We start from the raw sequence: 1,663 nt of genomic DNA, 5'->3' as shown, positions 1-1,663 counted from the left end.
GCATCAGGCCGGAGCATTTCGTCTCGAACGGTACGGGTGGCAGCGTCGAGGGCCGCATCGCCGTCATCGAGCGGCTGGGCGGCGTCACCTATATCCACGCCTCGCTCGCCGGCGGCACCACGCTGACCGTCGAGAGCCGCGACGCCGCGCATCTGCGGCAGAACGAGACCGTGCGCTTCCATTTCGACGAGAAGCGCGCCTTCCTGTTCGGCGAAGACGGTTCGAGGATCTGACGAGCCACGCGGCCGCGGACGATCCGCCGCCGGCCGGGCACGTATGGCCCCCGAGGCGCATTCGAGGAAGCGCCGCCGCGTGATGCCGCCGGAGCACATGGCCCTGGGCCGGGGCCCTCGGTTGCCTGTGGCTCAACCGCGGAGGAATTTCATTCACATTGACTGCCGGCTGCGATTGTTCGTCCATGGGCGAATGCCATGCGCGGCCGATTTCGCAGCGGGTACCGGCGCTTATCGCTCCAGGGAGGCACAATGTCGGAATTCAGGCGCCTGTTCACGCCGGTCGCCTTGCGCGGCAAGACGCTGCGCAACCGCATCGTCTTCGGCGCGCACACCGCCAACATGGCGGCCGACGGCCTGCCGACCCAACAGCATGTCGGCTATTATGCCGAGCGCGCTATCGGCGGCGCCGGCATGGTCGTGGTCGAGCCGATGCCGGTGCACCGGGCGGCGGTGCTGACCCGCGGCAATTTCCGGCCGTCCGACGACAGCGTCGTCCCGCATTTCCGCAAGGTGACGGAGGCGATCAAGGGTAACGGCGCCGTCGCCATCCAGCAGCTCTACCATGTCGGCCAGCACGCCGATGCGGACAATTCCTTCCATGCCGGCTGGTCGCCTTCGGGCCTGCCGAGCTACCACGATTCCGACGGCTCGCACCGCATGACCGAGGCCGATATCGAGGAAACGATCGACGGCTTCGTGCAGGCGGCGCGGCGCTGCCGCGAGGCGGGTTTCGACGGCGTCGAGGTCTGGGCCGCCTATCATTCCATGCTCGACCAGTTCTGGACGCCGTGGTCGAACCGGCGCGACGACCGCTGGGGCGGCAGCCTGGAGAACCGCACCCGAATGAGCCGCGAGGTGATGAGCCGCATCCGCCGTGTTTGCGGCGACGATTTCATCATCGGCCTCGCCATCAATGACGAGCCGGAGGTCGAGGTGGCGCTGCAGCGCGAGGCGCTGGCCGAGATCGTCGGGCGGCACGACCGCGACCACCTGATGGACTATGTGACCTGCGGCTCGGGCAGCTATTTCGACTTCTACAAGATCATGCCGACCTTCCTCTATCCGGAGAAGCTCGGCGCCGATCTGGCGGCGGTGCTGAAATCCACCGTGCGCCATGCGCTGGTCACCGCCGAGAGCCACATCCGCACGCCGCAGAACGCCGAAAGCGTGCTCAGCGAAGGCCGTGCCGATCTCGTGTCCATCGTGCGCGGCCAGATCGCCGATCCGCATCTCGCCAACAAGGCCGCCGCCGGCAGGGCCGAGGACATTCGCGGCTGCCTGTCCTGCAACCAGATGTGCTGGGGCCGGCGCTCGCGCGACTACTGGATCAGCTGCGTCATCAACCCGTCGGCCGGCCGCGAATGGGAGTGGGGCGGCGACCGCTTCACGCCGGCCGAAACGCCGAAACGCGTGCTTGTCGTCGGTGG

General features: G+C 67.8%; 2 protein-coding genes. Both read left to right on the top strand.

Annotation, left to right across the window (positions count from 1 at the left end):
- Window positions 1–233 (top strand): TOBE domain-containing protein (locus L4923_RS30735; RefSeq protein WP_239370875.1); only part of this gene is annotated, 233 nt, incomplete at its 5' end.
- 252 nt (window positions 234–485) lie between these two features.
- Window positions 486–1,663 (top strand): oxidoreductase (locus tag L4923_RS30730; RefSeq protein WP_486389248.1); only part of this gene is annotated, 1,178 nt, incomplete at its 3' end.

It is taken from the genome of Terribium retamae (assembly GCF_022347545.1).
Classification (GTDB): domain Bacteria; phylum Pseudomonadota; class Alphaproteobacteria; order Rhizobiales; family Rhizobiaceae; genus Mesorhizobium; species Mesorhizobium retamae.
Note: the sequence above shows the minus strand (reverse complement) of the source record. Positions and strands in the feature narration are given on the sequence as shown.